Genomic DNA, 21,138 nt, shown 5'->3' on the forward strand with positions numbered 1-21,138 from the left:
ACAGCGGACCGGCCCTCGTGGCGGACGTGCGTCAGGCGCTCTGCACGATCTCCTTGTCGCGCACCCGCAGGCGCTCGCCGAAGAAGCCGCCGGCGGCCGTGATGAGCGAGACGATCGCGAGGATCACCACGGCGGGCCACGACACGGGCTCCTCGTTCAGGCTGATGAGCCAGGTGGCGACGAAGGGCAGGAAGCCCGACAGCGCGCCGGCGATGTTGTAGCCGAGCGAGACGCCGCTGTAGCGCAGCTCGGGCGGGAAGAGCTCGGTGAGCAGCGCCCCCGTGACGGCGTAGGTGATGGTGAGCAGCGCGATGCCGGCGGTCACCGCGAACGTGATGGCGAGGGGCGAGCCGGTGTCGATGAGCCAGAACAGCGGCGCCGCGGCGACGGCCGTGAGGATGCCGCCCCAGAACGTCACGCGGCCCGGACCCATCCGCTCGGCCAGGCGACCGCAGAGCAGGATCACGACGATCTGCGCGCCGGCGGCGATGAGCGTCGCGTTCACCGCGACCTGGCGGTCGACGCCCAGCGTGTTCGCCGCGTAGCTCACCACGAAGGTGTTCATGACGTAGAAGCCGCCGACGCCGAGGAAGGCCGCCGCGACCGCGACGATGAGCCGACCCCAGGCCTTCGTGAAGACCTGCAGCGCGGGCACCTTCGCGCGCTGGTCGAGGCGCACGAGGTCCTCGAAGATCGGCGACTCCTCGACCTTGAGGCGGATCCAGAGCGCGATCGCGAGCAGCGGGAAGGCCGCGAGGAAGGGGAGGCGCCACGCCCACGCGTCGAAGTCGGCGGGCGGGAACAGCAGCACGAGGGCGATCGCGCCCGACGACATGAGCGTGCCGACGGGGGAGCCCACCTGCACGAGCGCCGCGTAGCGGGCGCGCTGCGACACCGGCGCGTGCTCGATGGCGATCGTCGTCGCGCCGCCCCACTCGCCGCCGACCGCGAGGCCCTGCAGGAGGCGCAGCGTCACGAGCAGCGCGGGGGCGAGGAGGCCGATGTCGGCGTAGGTCGGCAGGAGGCCGATGACGCCGGTCGCGATGCCGATGAGCACGATCGTGAGCACGAGCGTGGGGCGGCGGCCCATCCGGTCGCCGAGCACGCCGAAGATGAACGCGCCGATGGGGCGGGCGGCGAAGCCGACGCCGAAGGTCGCGAGCGATGCGAGCACGGCGGCGCTCGGATCGAGCTCGGTGAAGAAGAGCCGGTTGAACACGAGCGCGGCGGCTGTGCCGAACAGGAAGTAGTCGTACCACTCGAGCGCGGTGCCGACGAAGGCGGCGCCGGCGATGCGGCGCACGTCCTTGGGGCTGACGACGATCTCGTCGGCCGGGGGCGCCGTGGCGGCGCCGTCTGCCTGGGTCATGGGTTCTCCTCCTCGAGGCCCTGCGCCGTGCGGGACGCCGGGTCGCGGTGCTGGGATGCGGTGCGAGGGCGACGTCCGCGCGCTGCGGGCCGCCTGCCGGCGATCGCCTCGGCCTCCGCCGGCGTCCTGCCATCGTCGCGGCTGGCGCGGAGGCGCTCAATGGCGGGGCGACGCGCGTTCGAACCGCTGGATTGTGCAGTCGCCCAGGCGCCTCAGGGGTCGGCGGGCGAGTCGCTCGCCCGTGACGCGAGCAGGACGTGCGCGAGGGCGGCCTCGACGGGCACCTGCACATCGAGCCCGGTCCGGTCACGGAAGGCCGCCAGCCGGTTCAGCACCGTGTTCCGGTGGCAGAACACCCGCTTCGCGACGGCGTGGACGGAGCCGGTGTCGAGGTACGCCCGCACCGTGGCGAGGATCGAGGCGCGCTGGTAGCCGGTGAGCTCGTCGAGCGGTGCGAGGCGCTGCTCGACGAAGCCGGGCACGAGCTCGCCGAGATGGTGCGCGGCGACGGCGGGCCACAGCTCGTCGAGCCCGGCGAGCGCCGAGCCCGCGGGCGCAGCGTCGAGCAGCGCGAGGGCCGCCCGCGCGCCCTCCGCCACCCCGCGGAGCCCCTCGAGCCTCCGGAGCAGGACGCCCGGCAGCTCGGCGAGCTCGGCGGGGAGCGGCTCGTCGTCGCGCACCCAGAACACGCAGTACGCGTCGCCGTGGCTGTGCCCGAAGACGGCGCCGGACGCGAGCCGCGCGGCCGCGGCGCGCTGCACGAGCTCGATGCGCTCGACGGGCACGGCGATGAGGTCGAACTCGGCGTCCGCCGCGACGCCGAGCCCCTGCGCGATCGCGTCGACCGTCGCGGGCCGCGGCGGATCGCCGCTCAGCAGTCGCGCGAGGTGCCGCTCCGTGGCGAGCCGCGCGTCGCGCTGCATCGCGGCGCGCTCGCGCAGGAACGACTGCTGCACCTCGTCGACGTACTGCTCGACGACCGTGAGCACCCACTCCACCTGGTCGACGAGCTCGGCGCGCTGCTCCTCGCCGGCGAGCCGCTGCAGCCAGCGCCACAGCACCCGGAAGTCCAGCCGCACCGCCTCGAGCAGCGCGTCGAGCGGCACGCCCTGGCGCGCCCGGCGCACGCCGAGCGAGGTCGCGAGCGCCGCGTCGTCGGCCGTCGTCGCGGTGCTGTCCATCCCCGCCGTCGGCGTGGTGCGGCACGAGCCGGCCGCAGGCACGGCGCCGCCCATGCGGGCGACGAGCATCCGCAGCGTGGCGACGGCGGTGTCTCGGAGGTCGTCCTGGCTCACGGCGTCGCGGTCGTAGAGGGCGCGGGCGCCGAGCTCGGCCATGAAGTCGTCGACCACGGCATCCATCTCGGCGTCGAGCCGCGCGACGAGCTCGCGCCAGCCGGCATCCTGCGGCGCGCGTGCGTCGATCACGGGGCTCCCTCCCGCACCGCGGCCGTCCGCTGTGCGCGTGCACAGCCTAGGGCCCCGTTTCCGTGTCGTGCTCGCATTGTCGCTGGCGACCTGCCCAGTTTCAATGGGAGCACGCCAGACGAGGAGGGCCGACGTGCGCATCGACGCGATCATCGAGGACGCCCGGGTGCGCACGCTCGACCCCGCGCGGCCGACCGCCAGCCGCATCGGCATCTGGGCCGGCCGCATCGTCGGCCTCGACGAGGAGCTCGACGGCGCGCGCGCCGACGTCGTGCTCGACGCGGGCGGCGCCACCGTGCTCCCCGGCTTCAACGACGCCCACGCCCACAGCGTGTGGTTCGGGCAGACGCTCGCCGAGGTCGACCTCGCCGCCGAGCGCACGCCCGACGGCGTCTACGACCGGATCCGCGAGGCGTCCGGGCGCTCGGCCGACGGCGAGTGGATCATCGCCTCCGGCTTCAACCCGCTCGGGCTCGACGGCCGCGTCGACCGCGACGCCCTCGACCGCGCGAGCGACGGCCGGCCCGTGTGGATCAAGCACGCCTCCGGCCACGCCGCGACGCTCAGCGGGGCGGCGCTGCGCCGCATCGGCGTCGACGACGGCCCGCGAGAGGACCCGCTCGGCGGGGTCATCGTGCGCGACGAGCGCGGGCGCCCCACGGGGCTGCTCGAGGAGAACGCGATGCGGCTCGTGCAGGACGTGCTGCTCCCCGACCCGCTCGTGCGGATCGAGGAGGCGCTCGGCCTCGCCACGGCGCAGTACGCCCGCGAGGGCCTCACCTCGGTGACCGACGCGGGCATCGCCGGCGGCTGGATCGGCCACAGCCCGCGCGAGTTCGCCGCCTACCAGCGCGCCCACGAGCGCGGGCTGCTCCGCACGCGCATGCAGGCGATGGTGACGCTCGACGCCCTCGTCGACCTCGACGGCCACGACGACGACCCCCGCGCCGTCGGCCTCACCGCGGGCATCCGCTCGGGCGTGGGCGACGACCGGCTGCAGCTCGGCCCCGTCAAGGTGTTCACCGACGGCTCGCTGCTCGGCTCGACCGCCGCGATGAGCGAGGACTACGAGCACGACCACGGCAACCACGGCTACCTGCTCGGCGACCCCGACGAGATGCGGCGGCGGGTGCTGCGCGCCGCCGCCGGCGGGTGGGCGCTCGCGCTGCACGCGATCGGCGACGCCGCCGTCGAGTACGCGCTCGACGTCATCGACGAGGCGCAGGCCGCGCACGGCCGCGCCGCGATGCCGAGCCGCATCGAGCACGGGGGCGTCGTGCGCCCGGAGCAGCTCGAGCGGATGGCGGCGCTCGGCGTCTCGCTCGTGCCGCAGCCGCGGTTCATCGACGAGTTCGGCGACGGGATGGCCGCGAAGCTCGGCGCCGAGCGCACGGGCCGCTCCTACCCGGCCGCGAGCGTGCTGCGCGCCGGCGCCGTGCTCGCCGGCAGCTCGGACCGCCCGGTCGCGCCCGGCGAGCCGCTGCGCGTGATCCAGTCGTTCGTCGAGCGCCGCACCGAGACGGGGGCGCAGTACGGGCCCGACGAGCGCCTCTCGGTGACCGAGGCCATTCGCGCCTGCACCGTCGGCGCCGCCGAGGCGACCGGCTGGGCCGGCCGGAAGGGCGTCCTCGCCCGCGGCGCGCTCGCCGACCTCGTGGTGCTCGGCGACGACCCGCACGCCGTGGCGACCGACCGGATCGGCGCGATCGACGTCGTCGCCACGTACGTCGGCGGCGACCCCACGCACGGCGGCCTCGACGCCCGCTGACCGATCGACCGCCGCCGCGCTGCGGCGGCCCACGACCATCGGCCGCTCGCGCGGCCCATGCCAAGGAGGGCACATGGACACCGACTTCCTCGAGGACTTCGCCGCGATGTCGACGCACGGCGCGACGCCCGGCGGCGGCGTCGAGCGCGAGGCGGGCACACCCGAGGACCACGCCGTGCGCGCGTGGTTCCGCGGCTGGCTCGAGGAGGCGGGCTTCGCCGTGCGCCACGACGCGATCTCGAACCAGTACGGGCTCGTCGAGCTCGTGCCCGGCGCCCCCTACGTGCTCGTCGGCTCGCACCTCGACTCCCAGCCGCTCGCCGGCCGCTTCGACGGCGCCTACGGCGTGCTCGCCGCGGCGCACGCCGCGCGCGAGGTCGTGCGCCGCGTCCGCGCGGGCGAGCTGACCGCCGCCTGCAACCTCGCCGTCGTCAACTGGTTCAACGAGGAGGGCAGCCGCTTCACGCCGAGCATGATGGGCTCGTCGGTGCTCACCGGCTCGCTGCCCCTCGAGACCGCCCTCGCCGCGACCGACCGGGCGGGCGCATCCGTCGCCGACGCGATCGCCACCCCGGGCGACGCGCTCGACCTGGCGGTGCCGCCGGTGGCCGCGTACGCCGAGATCCACATCGAGCAGGGCCGCGGGCTCGAGGAGTCCGGCACGACCATCGGGCTCGTCGACCGCACGTGGGCGGCGAGCAAGTACCGCATCGTCGTGCACGGCGAGCAGAGCCACACGGGCTCGACGATCATGGCCGACCGCAAGGACGCGCTCTTCGGCGCCGCGCTCCTCATCGTCGCCGCGCGCGAGCTCACCGAGGAGCTGCCCGAGGGGCTCCTGCACTCCTCGGTCTCCGAGCTCGAGCTCGCCCCGAACTCCCCCGTGACGATCGCCCGCCGGGTGGAGATCAACCTCGACCTCCGCTCGCCCGACGAGGCGGTGCTCGCGCGCGCGAACGCGCTGCTCGAGGAGCGCATCGCGCAGGTCGAGCAGCGCGCCCGCGTGCGCGTGGAGCGGCGGCTCACGCACCAGTGGGGGCTGCTGTCGTACCAGCCGGAGGGCGTCGAGCTCGCGCGGTCGGCGGCGGCCGCGCTCGGGCTCACGCACGCGCCGACCATGACGGTCGCCGGCCACGACTCCACGAACATGAAGGACGTCGCGCCGACCGTGATGCTCTTCGTGCCGAGCATCCAGGGCATCTCGCACAACGAGGGCGAGGCGACCAGCGACTCGGATGCGCTCGCCGGCGTCGCGCTCATGACCGAGGTGACGGCGCGGCTCGTGGCCGGTGAGCTCGGCGCCGACGCGGCGTTCGTGCCGGGCCTGTAGCGCCCCGCCCCGCTGTTCCTGGTCTCAACCGGCTCAGTGGTCGGCCGAGGGGATGATCCGCTTGCCCTGCCAATGGCCCGGTTGAGACTGGACAGAGCCAGCGCGAAGCCGGGCTAAAGCCGGCCGACGCGCGTCACGCGCACGACGGCCGCACCGGCCTCCGCCGAGGCGGCGAGGTCGATCGTCGCCCAGATGCGCCAGTCGTGGTCGCCCGCCGGGTCGGCGAGGATCTGCTGCGCCTCCCAGACCTCCGCGCCCTCGTCGACCACGAGCATCCGGCTGCTGCGCGCATCCGCCCCCGTGCCGATCGCGCCGTGCTCGTCGAAGTAGGCGTCGAGCGCCTCGCCCCACGCATCCGCCCCGAAGCCCGACGGCCCGTCGAGCTCGCCGAGGTCGTCGGCGCGGTCGAGCGCCGCGAGCTGCACGCGCCGGAACAGCTCGTTGCGCACGAGGATGCGGAAGGCGCGCGGGTTCGCGACCACCGACGGCGGGGGCGGCGGCGCCACCGGCGCCTCGCCCGGAGCCGTGGGATGCAGCAGCTCCTCCCACTCGTCGAGCAGGCTCGAGTCGACCTGCCGCACGACCTCGCCGAGCCACTCGATGAGGTCGAGCAGGTCCTCGCTCTTCGCCTCCTCCGGCACCGTCTGGCGGATCGCGCGGTACGCGTCCGACAGGTACCGCAGCACGAGCCCCTCGGAGCGCGAGAGCCCGTAGTGCTGCACGTAGTCGGCGAAGGTCATCGCCCGCTCCCACATGTCGCGCACGACCGTCTTCGGCGAGAGGGCGAAGTCCGAGACCCACGGCTGCGACTGCGCGAACACCGCGAGCGCCGCGGTGAGCAGCTCGTCGAGCGGCTTCGGATGCGTGATGCCCTCGAGGAGCTCCATGCGCTCCTCGTACTCGATGCCCTCGGCCTTCATCGCCGCGACCGCCTCGCCGCGGGCGAGGAACTGCTGCTGCGAGAGGATGGGCCGCGGATCGTCGAGGGTGGCCTCGATGATCGAGACCACGTCGAGCGCGTGCGTCGGCGAGGCGGGCTCGAGCATGTCGATCGCGGCGAGCGCGAACGGCGAGAGCGGCTGGTTGAGCGCGAAGTTGGGCTGCAGGTCGACGGTGAGGCGGATGCGCGGCTCGTCGTCGTGCACCTCGACCACCCCGGCGGCGCGGAGGGTCGTGAAGATCGCGAGCGCGCGTCGCTCGAGCGCGAGGTGGTCGCGCCAGGTGCCGTGGGAGGCGCGGATGAGGTCGCGCATGTCGGCGAAGGCGTCGCCGCCGCGGCCGATGACGTTGAGCAGCATCGAGTGGCTCACCTGCATCTGCGGCTGCAGCGGCTCCGGCTCGGCGTCGATGAGCTTCTCGAACGAGGGCTTGCCCCAGGAGACGAAGCCGTCGGGCGCCTTCTTCTTCACGAGCTTGCGGCGCTTCTTCGGGTCGTCGCCGGCCTTCGCGAGCTGCTTCGCGTTCTCGGCCTCGTGCTCGGGCGCCTGCGCGACGACGGTGCCGGCGGTGTCGTAGCCGGCGCGGCCCGCGCGGCCCGCGATCTGGTGGAACTCGCGCGCCGTGAGGTGTCGCATCCGCTGCCCGTCGAACTTCGTGAGGCCGGTGAGCAGCACGGTGCGGATGGGCACGTTGATGCCGACACCGAGCGTGTCGGTGCCGCAGATGACGCGCAGGAGGCCCTGCTGCGCGAGCTGCTCGACGAGCCGGCGGTACTTCGGGAGCATGCCGGCGTGGTGCACGCCGATGCCGGCGCGCACGAGCCGCGAGAGCGTCTGGCCGAAGCGGGTGGTGAAGCGGAAGTCTCCGATCGCCTCGGCGATGCGGTCGCGCTGCTCGCGGCTGACGATCTTCACCGAGCTGAGCGCCTGCGCCCGCTCGAGCGCGGCCGCCTGGGCGAAGTGGACGATGTAGACCGGCGCGCGCTGGGTGGCGAGCAGCTCCTCGATCGTCTCGTGCACGGGCGTCATCGCGTACTCGTACGCGAGCGGCACAGGGCGCCCGACGCCGGTGACGCGCGCGGTGGGGCGGCCGGTCAGCTCGCTGAGGTCGTCGGCGATGCGCGTCACGTCGCCGAGCGTGGCCGACATGAGCACGAACTGGGCCTTCGGGAGCGTGAGGAGCGGCACCTGCCACGCCCAGCCCCGCTGCGGGTCGGCGTAGAAGTGGAACTCGTCCATGACCACCTGGCCGACGTCGGCCTCCGCGCCCTTGCGGAGCGCGAGGTTGGCGAGGATCTCGGCGGTGCAGCAGATGATCGGGGCGTCGGCATTGACGCTCGAGTCGCCCGTCACCATGCCGACCTGCTCGGCGCCGAAGATGTCGACGAGCTGGAAGAACTTCTCGCTCACGAGCGCCTTGATGGGCGCGGTGTAGAAGCTGCGGTGCCCCTGCGCGAGCGCGGCGAAGTGGGCCCCGACGGCGACGAGCGACTTCCCCGTGCCGGTGGGGGTCGAGAGGATGAGGTTGCTGCCGCTCACGATCTCGATGAGCGCCTCCTCCTGGGCCGGGTAGAGGCTGAGGCCGCGCTCCTCGGACCAGGCGGCGAACGCGTCGAACGCGGCGTCGGGGTCCCAGGGCTTGGGGGCGTGGTCGAGGAGGGGCATCCCGTCGATCCTCCCGCACTGCGGCTGGCTCTGCTCGCGTCCGCCCCACCAGGAGCAGGGCGCTGCTCCGGATCTCAACCGGCTCTGCGGTCGCTCGAGGGGATTATCGCTTCGGCCGACCACTGAGCCGGTTGAGATCCGCGCAGATGCGGCAGGTCAGCGGGTGGCGGGGCGGCGACGCTCGCGGGCCGCGCGCTCCTCGTCGGTCATGACGGCCCGCACCTCGACCGGGATGCCGGCCGGGAAGTAGCTGCGGCGACGGCGCTCGAGCGTGACGACGTACCACCACGGCGGCGTCCACGCGCTCTTGTTGCGGTTGTGGCCGCGGCACAGCGCCTGCCCGTTGCTCGTGACCGTCGGGCCGCCCTTCGACCAGGGATAGACGTAGTCGACATCCGTCGCGGGCTCGTCGCAGCGACCCCACGCGAGGAAGGCGGAACCTTCGCAACGGCCGCCCGCGCGGTGGAGGACGGCGGCGCGCGGCGCGTACTTGAACCCGCGCCAGGGGTCGCGCTTCGCACTGCGCGGCCCGCGGCCCGGGATCGGCGCGTTGACGACGATCAGCAGGATCATGATGACGAGCGCCGGCACGAACAGCTGCGGAGTCGCCGAGACTGCGCGCCACACGGTGCCGAGCGTCGCGAGCACCATCTCCATCGCGTCCATCGCCGCCTCCCCAGGCCGTGAACCAGAGCGATGCTCAGGTTACCGCCCGAAGCCGCTCTGTTCGGATCTCAACCGGTCCTGTGGTCGCTCGAGGGGATTATCGCTTCGGCCGACCACTGAGCCGGTTGAGATCCGCGGGGACGCGGGCAGGGGGCGCGCAGGCGGCGCGGCTAGCGTCGGGGCATGCCCTGGAGCACGCGCGAGCTGGCCGAGCTCGCCGGCACGACCGTGAACACCGTCCGGCACTACCACCAGCTGCAGCTGCTCCCGGAGCCAGAGCGGCGCGTCAACGGCTACAAGCAGTACGGCGTCGGCCATCTCGTGCAGCTGCTGCGCATCCGCCGCCTCGTCGACCTGGGCGTGCCGCTCGGCCAGATCGAGGCGCTCAGCACCGGCGGGGCGGAGGCGCCGGATGCGCTGCGGGCCGTCGACGACGACCTCGCGCAGCGCATCGAGCACCTGCAGCAGGCGCGCGAGGACATCCGCGCGATCCTCGACGGCAGCGCGCCCGCCGACGGCCCGCGCGGCTTCGAGGCGGTGGCGTCGCGGCTGAGCGTCGCCGACAGCTCGATCCTGCACATCTACTCGCAGCTCTATGACGAGGACGCGCTCGCGGACCTCCGGACGATGGTCGAGCAGGACATCGAGAGCGAGATCGAGAGCGCCTTCCAGTCGCTCGCGCCGGAGACCGACGAGGCGGCGCGCATCGCGCTCGCCGAGCAGATGGCGCCCGGCCTGGCGCAGCACCTCGTCGACTACCCCTGGCTCAACGACCCGACCTCGCGGCTCTCGAAGAGCGAGGGCGTCACGCAGGCGACGTTCGTGGAGGCCGTGGTCGAGCTGTACAACGAGGCGCAGCTCGAGGTGCTCGGCCGCGCGAGCGTCCTCGCCCGCGCGCTGCTCGCGGAGCGCGGCATCGTGCTGCCCGAGCCGCGGCTGCCGGGCGCCGTGCCTGACCCCTCCTGAGCCCGCCCGCAGTACCCCCTTGACCCTGTGGTGACCACACGGTGCCTACTGGATCGTGCGCACCGAGATGCGGTGCGCATCCGACCCGAGGAGCACATCCGTGAACCCCATCGCCGATCTCATCCGAGGCTTCCAGGAGCTCGTGGCCCAGGTGCCCGAGGTCGTGCAGCCGCTCATCGTCCTGCTCGCGGGCATGGTGCCGTTCATCGAGGGCGAGGGCGGCGCGCCCATCGGCGTCATCGGTGGCATCCACCCGATCGTCGCCGGCATGGCCGCCGCCGTCGGCAACTTCCTGGCGGTCCTCGTCGTCGTGCTCGTCACCTCCCGCACGCGTGAGGCGGTCGTGAGCCGCCGCGCGGTGGCCGCGGGCGGCGCCGCGATGGACGACGAGACCGCGCCGGCCGGCGCCGAGGCGCAGCCCGCGAAGCCGGAGTCGAAGGGCAAGCAGCGGTTCAAGCGCTGGCTCGTGCGCTTCGGCGTGCCCGGCGCGAGCCTGCTCGGCCCGCTCGCGATCCCGACCCACTTCACGGCCGCCACGCTCGTCGGCTCGGGCGTGCCGCGCGGCTGGGTGCTGCTGTGGCAGGGCATCGCGATCGTGCTGTGGACGACGCTGACGACCTCGATCCTGTGGTTCGCGGTGCAGGCGGTGCTCTCGTGACCGCCGAGCTCGGGCGCGCGCAGGCCGAGCCGACGCTCGCCGAGGACGTCATGCTGCTGCTGTTCCAGCCCCGCGCGGGGGCGCGCGGCACCGGCGTGATCGCGGCCGAGGGCGTGCTCTTCTACGTCATGGCAGGCGCCGTGCTCTCGGAGCTCGGCCTCGGCGGCCACGCGCGCGCCGCCGAGGGCCGCGGCGACCGCGTGGAGGCGACGGATGCGGTGCCCGCCGATCCGCTGCTGCGACAGATGTGGGACCACCTGGTCGAGAAGCCGCGCGGCGTGCAGGCGGTGCTGGCAGGGCTCGGGCCGCACCTGCGCGAGCCGGTGCTCGAGCGGCTCGTCGACCGCGGTGACATCGAGCGCGGCACCCGCAAGGCGCTGGGGCTGTTCGAGACGACGGTGCTCGAGGGCGACGGCGGACCGCGTCGGGCCGCCCTCATGGCGGAGGTGCGGGCGGTGCTCGTGGACGGCGCCGAGCCGTCGCCCCGCACGGCCGCGCTCGCGGCGCTGCTGTTCGCGAGCGGCGCCATGCCGCAGCTGCACGGCGAGATCCCGTGGACGTCGCCGGTGATCGCGCGCGCGACCGCGCTGCAGCAGGGCGACTGGGGCGCGGGCGCGGCGGCCTCGGCGGTGACCCGCGCGATGACCGCGATCGTCACGAACAACGTGGTGATCGCCGCGTCGGTGCTGCCGAACCGCTGACTTCCCTCCGTTCCGGCCGTCCGTTCCGGCTTTGCAGGCTCAGCGGCGAGCGGGCGCGACTATCCCGTCCCATCGCCGCTGAGCCTGCGATGCCGGACGACGGCAGGCGTGCTGGCGCCCTCGCCCCTCGCACCTGGTCTCGACCGGGCCATTGGTCGGGCATCGACCTCACGTCGATGCCCGACCAACGAGCCGGTTGAGACCAGGCGGGGCGCGCGGCGGCGGGGCGGGCGGCGGTACCGTGGCGCGGTGACCGAGACGCCCCGCACTCCCCCGGCCCCCGCATCCGGCCGCGACGTCGTGCTCGCACTCGTCGCCGACGTCGCCTCGGTGCTGCTGTTCGCCGCCGTCGGCCTCGCGAGCCACAACGAGGGCGTCGTGACGCCGTGGGGCGTCGGGCAGGTGGCGCTGCCGTTCCTCGTGGCGCTCGCGCTCGGCTGGGCGTTCACGCTCGCGTGGCGGGCGCCGCTCGCCGCGATCCGCACCGGCGTGCCGGTCTGGCTCGTGACGGTGCTCGGCGGGATGCTCGGCCGCTTCCTGCTGGGGCAGGGCACCGCGGTGCCGTTCGTCATCGTCGCGACGATCACGCTGCTGGTGCTGCTCGTCGGCTGGCGGCTGATCTCGGGCTTCGTGCGCGGGCGCCGGCGGCCGTCCACGAGCGCCACCGCCTGATCCCCGCCCGCCCCTGGCGCGCATCCGCTCCGAGGGGCAGGATGCGAGCGGGCGACGAGGAGGCACCATGGGCGAGCTGCACGCCAACATGCACGTCACGCTCGACGGCGTGATCACCGCGAACGGCGGCCCGACGGCGCAGGACGGGTGGTTCCGCTACGCCGGCTGGGAGAACCCGTACGGGGATGCGGACTCGGGCGAGGTGCTCATGGCCGACGTCGAGCGCGCCGACGCGCTGCTGCTCGGCCGGGTCACGTACGACATCTTCCGCGGCTACTGGCCGGGCAGGACCGACCGCATCGGCACCGCATTCGACGCCGCGCCGAAGTACGTCGTCTCGCGCGGCGACGCGGAGCTGTCGTGGGAGGGGACGACGCTGCTGCAGGACGCGGCGGCGGTCGCGGATGCGCGGGCCCGCCATCGCGAGATCCAGACGTGGGGCAGCGGCGCGCTGCTGCAGACGCTGCTGCGCGAGGGGCTCGTCGACCAGCTGAACCTGTGGGTGGCGCCGGTGGTGCTCGGCGAAGGGGCGCACCTGTTCCCGACCGGGACGCCCGCCGAGACGTTCGCGCTGGCGGAGGCGCCGCGGGCCTTCCCCGGCGGCTCGCTGCTGCTGCGGTACCGCGCGCTGCGCACCCCGCCGCCGACCGTGCCCGAGGACGCGCCGATCCCGCGCTGAGACCGCCGGGCCTCCGACCCCGCGCGACCGGCGGAGCGGCTCGGCTGGCAATCTGCCCGGGCCCGGGCGCGGCGCGACCCGGCAGGCGTACAGTCGCGACCGTGAGCGACCTCGGTGCGGACGGCGATGCGACGCTCGCCAGCGCGTCGCAGCGTCTGGCGGGGTCGCAGGCGCGTGCGATCATCGGCTCGCTGCAGGCCCACCTGCGTTCGGCGTACCTCGACGAGGGGCGGCTGCGGGAGCTGCTGGTGCGGCTGCACGAGGACGGCCTCCTGCCGGTCGACATCGCGACGCTCGTCGGCATGACGACGGCCGACGTGCAGACCGTGCTGCACGGCGGGTCGCTCACTCCGATGCAGGGCTGACGCCCTCGAACGGCGTCATCGGCGGCCGTGCCAGGCGCCGTCACCGCTGCCGCAGAGCCCCGACGAGGCCGACTGCCAGGCGGCGCGCGTAGCGTCGCGCCGTGGACGACGAACGGGAGCTGCGCGGGGCGCCGCGACGCGCGGCGGTCGTGCACCACCCGATCAAGGCGCCGCGGCGCAAGCTCGAGCCGATCGTGCGCGAGGCGGAGGAGCGGCACGGATGGGCGCCGACGCGCTGGTTCGAGACCGCCGCCGACGACTCGGGCGCCGCCGCCGCGGTCGCCGCGGCCGACGCCGAGCCGGAGGTCGTGCTCGTGGCGGGCGGCGACGGCACGCTGCGCGTGGTCGCGTCGACCATCCGCGAGCGCCGCATCCCGATCGCCCTCCTGCCCTCCGGCACGGGCAACCTGCTCGCCCGCAACCTCGGGCTGCCGCTCACGGACCTGCGCCGCAGCGTCGAGACCGCGCTCGCCGGCGTCGACCGGCCCATCGACCTCGCCATCGCGCGGCTCGAGCGCGGCGACGGCAGCCGCACGACGCATCCGTTCCTGGTCATGGCGGGCATCGGGCTCGACGCGAGCATGGCCGCGAACACCGACGCCGCGCTCAAGCGGATGGTGGGCTGGGCCGCGTACGTCGACCCGATCGCGCGCTCGATCATCGGCGACGAGCAGCTGTTCCTGCACTACCGCATCGACGACGGCCGGGCGCGGTCGGTGCGGGCGCACACCGTCATCGTCGGCAACTGCGGCATGCTCACGGCCAACCTGCTGCTGCTGCCCGACGCGGTCGTCGACGACGGCCTGCTCGACGTGGCGCTGTTCCGGCCGAGGTCGGCGGCGGCGTGGGCGCGGATCGGGTCGCGGCTCACGCTCGGCGGTCCGCTGCGGACGACCCGTGCGGGGCGGTGGCTGCTGCGCGCGGTGCCGGCGCCGGGCGGGCTGCACTTCGCGCAGGCGCGGCGGTTCGACGTGCGCTTCCGGCAGGGGCAGACCATCCAGCTCGACGGCGACGACTTCGGCCGCGTGGTCGCGGCGCGGATCACGGTGGAGCCCGGCGGCGTGCTGCTGCGGATGCCCGCGCCGGCCTGATCGCGGCCGGGTGATCCGGCCGCGCGCCTCGATAGGCTCGACGAACCCGTCGATCTGGAGGACGCCCCGTGCCCGCAGCCGCTCTCGCCCACGCCGACGACCTCGCAGGCTTCATCGCCGCATCCCCCTCGAGCTACCACGCGGCCGCCGAGGTGGCCCGCCGCCTGGAGGACGCCGGCTTCGAGCGCCGCGACGAGGCCGAGGCCTGGTCGACCGGCGCCGGCAAGCACCTCGTGGTGCGCGAGGGCGCCGTGATCGCGTGGGTCGTGCCCGCCGGCGCGACGGCCACCAGCCCCGTCCGCATCTTCGGGGCCCACACCGACTCCCCCGGCTTCAAGCTCAAGCCGCAGCCGAGCACCGGCGCGCACGGCTGGCTGCAGGCGGGCGTCGAGATCTACGGCGGGCCGCTGCTCAACTCGTGGCTCGACCGCGAGCTGCGCCTCGCGGGCCGGCTCGTGCTCGACGACGGCAGCGTCGTGCTCGCCGACTCGGGCCCGCTGCTGCGCCTGCCGCAGCTCGCCATCCACCTCGACCGCGAGGCCAACGACCACCTCGCGCTCGACAAGCAGCGCCAGACGCAGCCGGTGTGGGGGCTCGGCGCGGCAGACTCCGCCGACCTGCTCGCCGAGGTCGCCGGCACCGCCGGCGTCGACGCGGGCCGCATCCGCGGCTGGGACCTCGTCACGGCGGATGCGGCGCGCGGCGCCGTCTTCGGCAAGGACGACGCGTTCTTCGCCGCCGGTCGACTCGACGACCTCGCAAGCGTGCACGCGGGTGTCGTCGCGCTCATCGCAGCCGCCGCCGACGAGACCGCCGCCGACCACATCCCCGTGCTCGCCGCCTTCGACCACGAGGAGATCGGATCGGCGACGCGCTCGGGCGCGGCCGGCCCGTTCCTCGAGGAGGTGCTCGAGCGCATCGGTCTCGGCCTCGGCGCGAGCCGCGAGGAGCGGATGCGCGCGCTCGCCGCGTCGTGGTGCGTCTCGAGCGACGTGGGCCACTCGGTGCACCCGAACTACGCCGAGAAGCACGACCCGGTCGTGCAGCCGGTGCTCGGCTCCGGCCCGATCCTCAAGGTGAACGCGAACCAGCGGTACACGACCGACGGCGTCGGCTCGGCCGCGTGGCTCGGCTGGTGCGACGCGGCCGGCGTCACGAGCCAGTCGTTCGTGTCGAACAACACGGTGCCGTGCGGCTCGACGATCGGCCCGATCACGGCCACCCGCATCGGCATCCGCACGGTCGACGTGGGCATCCCGATCCTCTCGATGCACTCCGCGCGCGAGCTGGCCGGCACGAGCGACCTGCTCGACCTGGCGCACGTGGCGGAGGCCTTCTTCCGCGGGTGAGCGGGCCGGCTGCCGCGGTCGCGCTGCTGCGCTCGCTGCCGCTCGGCACGCGGGTGGTGGTGCGGTTCCGGCTGCACGGCGACGCGCACAAGGCGTCGGATGCGCTGGGCGACCTCGTGGGCGTGGATGCGGATGCGTGCGTCGTGCGCACCCGCGCCGGCGACGTGACCGTCGCGCTCGCCGACGTGCTGCTCGCGAAGCGGGTGCCGCCGCCTCCGGCGCCGCGGCCGCGCTGAGCGGGGCCGGGCTGGTCGGGCCGCGGTCGCAGGATGCGGTGCCCGGCTCGCGCTCGGCTTGCGTGGCTAGCGTGGGGCTCCCAGCACCTTCGAGGAGGAGCGCACCATGACGAACGAGACCTTCGACGCCGACGGCCGACGCCGCGACCCCGCGGCCGACCCCGCGCTGCACGACGACGCGCGCATCGCCGACCGCACGGGCGACGCCCACCGAGCCGACGGCACCGCACCCACCGCGCGCCTCGACGGCGACCGCACGCCGACCGAGCGCGTCGACCGCACGGAGACGGCCGCCACCGACCGCCGCGGGACGACCGCCGACGGCGTCGAGCCCACGCGCATCCACCTCGACCCGACGCTCGACCAGCACCAGCGGCAGGGCCTCTCGGGCGGCACGTGGATCGCGCTCATCCTCGGCACGATCATCCTGATCCTGCTGCTGATCTTCATCCTGCAGAACAACGTGTCGGCCGACTTCGCCTACCTCGGCTTCGAGTTCAGTCTGCCGCTGGGTGTCGCGATGCTGTTCGCGGCGATCGCGGGCGTGCTCATCACGGCGCTGCTCGGCTCGGTGCGGCTGTTCAAGCTGAGCCGCCGCGTGCGCCGGCTGGAGAAGGAGCGGGTGGCCATCCGCCAGGCGATCCGCTAACGCCCCGGCGGCGGCGCCGACCGGCGTCGCCGCACGGGAGCACGCCCGCTCGGTAGAATCCATCGTGCTCCCCCACCCGCAGGACCCCTCTTCCGTCGCGCCCGCGCACCCCGACGCGGCCGCCGTGGACGCATCCGAGGCCACCGCAACAGCGCCCGCGACGCTCTCCGAGGACGACGTCGCCACGACGCTCCGCGTGCTCGCGACCCTCGACCGGATGGACAAGCAGGACCCGCGCTACGTCGCCGTCCGCCGCGCGACCGCGAACATGTTCCGCGAGGTGAAGCAAGCCGGCCGCCGCGAGAAGCGCGCACGCATCGCCGCCGCCGACCGCGCCGTCGTCGCCGCGACCGCCACCGGGGCGCCCGACCGCATCGACGACGAGACCCGCGGCATCCCGCTCGCCACCCGCACCGCGACGCCGACGGCCGGCACGCTCCTCAAGGCGCGCGGCTGCTACATCTGCAAGCAGCAGTACACGGTGGTCGACGCGTTCTACCACCAGCTCTGCCCCGAGTGCGCGGCGATGAGCCACGCGAAGCGCGATGCGCGCACCGACCTCACCGGCAAGCGCGCGCTGCTCACGGGCGGCCGGGCGAAGATCGGCATGCACATCGCGCTGCGGCTGCTGCGCGACGGCGCCCACACGACCATCACGACGCGCTTCCCGCGCGATGCGGTGCGCCGCTTCTCGTCGCTGCCGGATGCGCCGGAGTGGATCGACCGCCTCAAGGTCGTCGGCATCGACCTGCGCGACCCGGCGCAGGTGATCGGCCTCGCCGAGGAAGTCGCCGCCGCCGGTCCGCTCGACATCCTCATCAACAACGCCGCACAGACCGTGCGCCGCTCCCCCGGCGCCTACCAGCCGCTCGTGCAGGCCGAGCTCGCGCCGCTGCCGGCGTCGTCGACGGGCGGCGGACCGCTGCCCGAGCTCGTGACCTTCGGCCACACGAACGACGCGCATCCGCTGGCCCTCGCCGCCTCGGTGGCGAACCACCCGATCCTCGCCAGCGCCGCCCGCGACGCCGACGCGCTCGACGCGCAGCGGCTCGCGTCGGAGGCGATGGCGGCCGGCTCGTCGTCGCTCGAGCGACTCGCGGCCGGCACCGCGATCGACGCCGGCGGGCTCGTGCCCGACGAGGAGCACGTGAACTCGTGGACCCAGCACGTCGACCAGGTCGAGCCGATCGAGATGCTCGAGGTGCAGCTGGCGAACATGACGGCGCCGTTCCTGCTGGTGTCGAAGCTGCGGCCGGCGATGGCGGCGTCGGATGCGCGGCGCACCTACGTGGTGAACGTGTCGGCGATGGAGGGCGTCTTCGGCCGCGGCTACAAGGGCCCCGGCCACCCGCACACGAACATGGCGAAGGCGGCGCTCAACATGCTCACGCGCACGAGCGCGCGCGAGATGTTCGAGGCCGACCGCATCCTCATGACCGCCGTCGACACCGGCTGGATCACGGATGAGCGCCCCCACTTCACGAAGGTGCGGCTGGCGGAGGAGGGCTTCCACGCGCCGCTGGACCTCGTCGACGGAGCGGCCCGCGTGTACGACCCGATCGTGCGCGGCGAGGCTGGCGAGGACCTGTTCGGGGTGTTCCTGAAGGACTACTCGGTCGGGTCCTGGTGAACAGTAGTACCGCCGGCTCTAGCGGTAGCTGCGCCGCCCTCTCACCGCTATTGTCCAATCATGAGCAATCCTGCAGAAGAGCTCCTCAACGTCTTTGATCACTGGTCTCAAGCGCGCTCAGTCGATCCCCGCTCCTCCCTGAAGGCCATCCGCGGCCTTGATCGGGAGGACCAAGTCGACATGCACTTGCGAGCTTTTCGAGCAGTGTCCGAGATTCCGCAGGCCCTCGACGACATGGCCGCAATCGGTCATGAGGGAAAGATCGAGCACTTCCGCCCGCTGGTACCGATTTGGATGAAGCTCGTCATCGCCCAAGATCTAACTTGGAGCGCGGCTGTGCCCCACGCGCACATGCTTCCCTCCGAGCCGATTGGCCAGCTCCGCAGCCTGAGCGCCATCCTCTCGCTCCGCTCGATCCTCGATAGTGAGTCCGCGCTGCCAGACATGGTCGTCGAGCTTCGCAGCCGCAGCAGCGACCTGCGAAGTGTTCTTGACCAGGATGAGTCGCTTCCCGAATTTGTCGCCACTGGACTTCGGCACCTGCTCGACCAGTTCGATGACCTACTCGCCGGAGACCCCACACGCAAGGACGTTGAAGGGCTGTGGAAAGCTACCACCGCTGCCGCTTTCAGCGCGCAGGCGGGCTCGAAAGACCCCACGAAATGGCAAGCTGCGATCTCGCGCTTCGCTGGCGAGGTGACGCTGCAAGCGAGCGCATCGCTGGTAGCCAACGCCCCAGCACTCCTGCTTCAGCTTGCTACTGGAGTGTGAACCGCCTCAACATTCGGCTGAGATTCAAAAAGCCGTCTCGCCTTGGACCTCTTCGTCTGGCACGCCGGCGAAGCCCTCTGTTCGCTCGCCTTCGTCACTCGCATCCGTCTCCACGTTCTCGAGCGACTTAAACGGTGAACTGGCGGGACGCGGCCACAGCGAGCACGCTCGCGAAAGCAGTTCCTCAGATCTGGCCCGGATTCCTGTCGAGCCCCAATAGCCCTCGACTTCCTGCCATTCAAAGTGATTTGCTAGCTCCCTGGTGAGCGGGTATGCTGAATTTTGATACAGTGCGGACTTTTCGGGCATTAGCAACACCCCGAGCCGAGAGTTCTCATCAGGCGTCACAACAGTGAGGTTGCCGATCGTGTGCAGGAGATCGCGGTGGACCTCTTCGAGCGAATCTCCGATCTCTGCGAGTGAGGCGCTCCAGCTCGCTACCTGCGCCTGCGGCAGCACGTGCTCTATGGAGCGGTCCGTCAGCTCATAATTGAGCTGCGACGACGGGTCGAGAAAATGATCGAGTCGCTCCAACACGAGCATCCTCTGCGCCACCTTCTGATTGTGGTAAAAGTCGACTCGAGGACCGATGGCCATGATTACCGAATCATTTGGCCAGTTCTCCGGTTGCGCGCCGAGCGCTGTGGCAACTCGGGACTCGAGAGTCCCATCGGCACCGATCGCCCTGCCGATCGCGGTGGCGAACTGAGTAGTGAGGTTTTGCGGCGATTTGTCGGCCAGGAATCGGCGCACGAGATAGCTCTCGACGTGAGCAAGCGCGGCCAGGACCTGCTGTCGATCGGCCCTGCCGGCGTCGAGTTCGACGAGGATGTAGAGGAGTATCGCGTACGGGGTAACGTTGCCAGCACGGAGTACCCGCTGGACAGCGCTTCGCAGCTCAAGATCCGAGATCAACTCGGGCCTTAAGAGCCGTCCGAACACCTGCGCACGAGAGCGAAGCTGGTCAAGATAATTCTCAACCGCCGCCGCATCATTGCCCGCAGTGGAAAGTTGACGCTGGATTTCCTCGTAGGTTTTGCTCTGAAGGATCGTCTTTCCTCTGCTGACGATGTCAGCCCAAAGGAGCAGATTCTGACTCTTCTCATCCTCGACGAGATCCGAGATCTGCTTCCACTTCTGCTGAACTCGAGACTCCTCATCTCGGCCAACCATGAAGATTAGATTCTTCACCAGCTGGAGCTGCGACAGCCCCAACCCCTTCGCGTTCAACGAGGCGAAAATGGCGTTCGCATCGTCATTGTTGTCGACCCGAATCTCAATGAACTTTAGGCGAGTGGTGATCACGGCCTCAAGCAAGCCCAGGTCAATTGGGAAGAGGTCCGCGTATGTCTCCAGCTGCGGCGTACCTGGGTTAACACGGGAACGCGCATACTCCGCGTGGAAGTACCGGTATGCGTTGAGCACAGGGTACCGCCGACGACCATCCAAGCCAATTTGGGTTGCACTCACTGGCTGTCCGGTCTTATTCTTCAGAATTGCCTCGAGCGCGATCGCGTCGGCGTCCAGAGACGATAGGCGAAGTGGGCTTGCCGACGATCGTTGGTTCAACAGGTAGTCGTAAGACAGCCGCTCCCATTCCGCCTCTCGCTCGGTCAAGTCCGCCGCGCCAGCCACCACTCGATCGCGGAGAACAGCGAGCATCAGGACGATTGTGGTCAACCGCTGCTGACCATCGATCACCGCGACGCGCTGAGGCCGAGCCTCAGGCCCTGGCTTGAGAACCAGCGTGCCCATGTAGTGGCGTGGCAGATGTTCGACCCGATCGGCGAAGTCGTCTCCGATGCGTCGCTCCCAGTTCGGAAGCGCGAGTCGGTATTGCTCCAGCAAGTCCAACCAAAGGACGTCCAGCTGCTCCTTGCCCCAGGAATACGGTCGTTGGAATGACGGGATCTGGTACTCGATGGGAGACCCCAGAAGCTTCTCGATTACGGCGTTGAAGGGTTGCATGGACGGTCTCCGTTGAGTCTGAAGTTGCGCTTCGCTCAGCTTACGCACTGGAGCCTCGACGAAGAGGAGTTTCATCGATACCCCCGCCCCCGTCACACACCGTCACATTCCCCCGCGCTATCTGATCCCCCGGCACACTGGACGGGCGCGCGGTGCCGGGGCCGTCGCATCCCCCAAGCCAGCGCGCGCTCCCACGCGCGTACCCGGAACCGGCCGCTCCCCCGGCGGTCGGCCCGAGTT

General features: G+C 72.3%; 19 protein-coding genes. 14 read left to right on the plus strand and 5 right to left on the minus strand.

Annotation, left to right across the window (positions count from 1 at the left end):
• Window positions 1-31 precede the first annotated feature (31 nt).
• Window positions 32-1,369, minus strand: a complete 1,338-nt coding sequence (locus IEW90_RS13000; protein WP_188718696.1) for an MFS transporter — start codon at window positions 1,367-1,369, stop codon at window positions 32-34.
• A 212-nt stretch (window positions 1,370-1,581) separates the two neighbouring features.
• On the minus strand, window positions 1,582-2,796 hold the full coding sequence (locus IEW90_RS13005; RefSeq protein ID WP_188718697.1) for a helix-turn-helix domain-containing protein: 1,215 nt from the start codon (window positions 2,794-2,796) through the stop codon (window positions 1,582-1,584).
• A gap of 133 nt (window positions 2,797-2,929) precedes the next feature.
• Between IEW90_RS13005 and IEW90_RS13010 the strand changes: the two genes are divergently transcribed.
• Window positions 2,930-4,564: an amidohydrolase gene (locus tag IEW90_RS13010; protein ID WP_188718698.1), complete on the plus strand. Its 1,635-nt coding sequence runs from the start codon at window positions 2,930-2,932 to the stop codon at window positions 4,562-4,564.
• A gap of 73 nt (window positions 4,565-4,637) precedes the next feature.
• Window positions 4,638-5,894, plus strand: a complete 1,257-nt coding sequence (locus IEW90_RS13015; RefSeq protein WP_188718699.1) for a M20 family metallo-hydrolase — start codon at window positions 4,638-4,640, stop codon at window positions 5,892-5,894.
• Between the two features lie 113 nt (window positions 5,895-6,007).
• On the opposite strand, the gene IEW90_RS13020 is transcribed toward IEW90_RS13015, so the two are convergent.
• Both IEW90_RS13020 and IEW90_RS13025 read right to left on the minus strand, forming a co-directional pair.
• Window positions 6,008-8,497: a DEAD/DEAH box helicase gene (locus IEW90_RS13020; RefSeq protein ID WP_188718700.1), complete on the minus strand. Its 2,490-nt coding sequence runs from the start codon at window positions 8,495-8,497 to the stop codon at window positions 6,008-6,010.
• 156 nt (window positions 8,498-8,653) lie between these two features.
• Window positions 8,654-9,163 carry an HNH endonuclease gene (locus IEW90_RS13025; RefSeq protein ID WP_188718701.1) on the minus strand — a complete coding sequence of 170 codons (510 nt, stop codon included), beginning with the start codon at window positions 9,161-9,163 and terminating at the stop codon, window positions 8,654-8,656.
• A gap of 183 nt (window positions 9,164-9,346) precedes the next feature.
• Here IEW90_RS13025 and IEW90_RS13030 point away from each other — a divergent pair, with 183 nt between their 5' ends.
• The 12 genes from IEW90_RS13030 (at window position 9,347) to IEW90_RS13085 (ending at window position 18,930) form a co-directional block, all read left to right on the plus strand.
• Entirely contained in the window at window positions 9,347-10,129 is a 783-nt protein-coding gene (locus tag IEW90_RS13030) for a MerR family transcriptional regulator (RefSeq protein WP_188718702.1), read from the plus strand.
• A 100-nt stretch (window positions 10,130-10,229) separates the two neighbouring features.
• Complete coding sequence (locus IEW90_RS13035; RefSeq protein ID WP_229679671.1) at window positions 10,230-10,787, plus strand: small multidrug efflux protein; 558 nt, start codon at window positions 10,230-10,232, stop codon at window positions 10,785-10,787.
• A complete protein-coding gene (locus IEW90_RS13040; protein ID WP_229679672.1) occupies window positions 10,784-11,488 on the plus strand; it encodes a GOLPH3/VPS74 family protein in 705 nt (234 codons plus the stop codon). The genes IEW90_RS13035 and IEW90_RS13040 overlap by 4 nt, the downstream gene beginning before the upstream one ends.
• A 249-nt stretch (window positions 11,489-11,737) precedes the next feature.
• Entirely contained in the window at window positions 11,738-12,160 is a 423-nt protein-coding gene (locus IEW90_RS13045; protein WP_188718703.1) for a DUF3054 domain-containing protein, read from the plus strand.
• 67 nt (window positions 12,161-12,227) lie between these two features.
• The gene (locus IEW90_RS13050; RefSeq protein ID WP_188718704.1) at window positions 12,228-12,839 is read left to right on the plus strand and encodes a dihydrofolate reductase family protein; all 612 of its coding nucleotides are present in this window, start codon (window positions 12,228-12,230) and stop codon (window positions 12,837-12,839) included.
• A gap of 101 nt (window positions 12,840-12,940) precedes the next feature.
• Window positions 12,941-13,204, plus strand: a complete 264-nt coding sequence (locus IEW90_RS13055; RefSeq protein ID WP_188718705.1) for a hypothetical protein — start codon at window positions 12,941-12,943, stop codon at window positions 13,202-13,204.
• Between the two features lie 101 nt (window positions 13,205-13,305).
• The gene (locus IEW90_RS13060; RefSeq protein WP_229679673.1) at window positions 13,306-14,295 is read left to right on the plus strand and encodes a diacylglycerol/lipid kinase family protein; all 990 of its coding nucleotides are present in this window, start codon (window positions 13,306-13,308) and stop codon (window positions 14,293-14,295) included.
• A 68-nt stretch (window positions 14,296-14,363) separates the two neighbouring features.
• Entirely contained in the window at window positions 14,364-15,644 is a 1,281-nt protein-coding gene (locus IEW90_RS13065) for a M18 family aminopeptidase (protein WP_188718706.1), read from the plus strand.
• A complete protein-coding gene (locus IEW90_RS13070) occupies window positions 15,641-15,880 on the plus strand; it encodes a putative acetyltransferase (RefSeq protein ID WP_188718707.1) in 240 nt (79 codons plus the stop codon). Before IEW90_RS13065 ends, IEW90_RS13070 begins: the two co-directional genes overlap by 4 nt.
• Before the next feature lie 106 nt (window positions 15,881-15,986).
• Complete coding sequence (locus IEW90_RS13075) at window positions 15,987-16,529, plus strand: LapA family protein (RefSeq protein WP_188718708.1); 543 nt, start codon at window positions 15,987-15,989, stop codon at window positions 16,527-16,529.
• A 124-nt stretch (window positions 16,530-16,653) separates the two neighbouring features.
• Entirely contained in the window at window positions 16,654-18,159 is a 1,506-nt protein-coding gene (locus tag IEW90_RS13080; RefSeq protein ID WP_229679705.1) for an SDR family NAD(P)-dependent oxidoreductase, read from the plus strand.
• A gap of 60 nt (window positions 18,160-18,219) precedes the next feature.
• Complete coding sequence (locus IEW90_RS13085; RefSeq protein WP_188718709.1) at window positions 18,220-18,930, plus strand: hypothetical protein; 711 nt, start codon at window positions 18,220-18,222, stop codon at window positions 18,928-18,930.
• Between the two features lie 24 nt (window positions 18,931-18,954).
• Here the strand turns inward: IEW90_RS13085 and IEW90_RS13090 are convergent, their stop codons facing one another.
• On the minus strand, window positions 18,955-20,898 hold the full coding sequence (locus IEW90_RS13090) for a DUF262 domain-containing protein (RefSeq protein WP_188718710.1): 1,944 nt from the start codon (window positions 20,896-20,898) through the stop codon (window positions 18,955-18,957).
• Window positions 20,899-21,138: the final 240 nt, after the last annotated feature.

This window comes from Agrococcus terreus (assembly GCF_014645235.1).
Lineage (GTDB): Bacteria > Actinomycetota > Actinomycetes > Actinomycetales > Microbacteriaceae > Agrococcus > Agrococcus terreus.